The organism is Mesorhizobium sp. M4B.F.Ca.ET.017.02.2.1, from assembly GCF_003998955.1.
In the GTDB taxonomy this organism is placed as follows: Bacteria; Pseudomonadota; Alphaproteobacteria; order Rhizobiales; family Rhizobiaceae; genus Mesorhizobium; species Mesorhizobium abyssinicae.
In genome coordinates this window covers 1-466 of the sequence record NZ_RZOF01000708.1, presented here as the reverse complement: position 1 = coordinate 466, position 466 = coordinate 1, and the positions used below count along the sequence as shown (strand labels likewise).

Genomic DNA, 466 nt, shown 5'->3' with positions numbered 1-466 from the left:
CGGCAGCGACAGCCAGCTCGTCACCGTCACCATCCATGGCACCAACGACAGCGCGGTGATCGGCGGCGTCTCGACCGACGACGTCACCGAGGACAATGGCGCCGACGGCATCGTTGCCGGCAACCTGACAGCCGACGGACTGCTGACCATCACCGACGTTGACGCCGGCGAGGCCAATTTCACCACCCAGGCCGCCACCGCCGGCAGCAACGGCTATGGCACCTTCACCCTCGCCGCCGACGGCAGCTGGACCTACACCGCCGACAACACCCAGGCCGCCATCCAGCAGCTCGGCGCCGGCGACACCATCACCGACAGCTTCACCGCCGTCTCCTCCGACGGCAGCGACAGCCAGCTCGTCACCGTCACCATCCATGGCACCAACGACAGCGCGGTGATCGGCGGCGTCTCGACCGACGACGTCACCGAGGACAATGGCGCCGACGGCATCGTTGCCGGCAACCTG

General features: G+C 68.2%; 1 protein-coding gene. It reads left to right on the top strand.

Translation table 11 applies throughout. The features are described from left to right. The coding region (locus EN738_RS34975; protein WP_210214109.1) for a VCBS domain-containing protein at window positions 1-466 on the top strand (466 nt) is incomplete at both ends.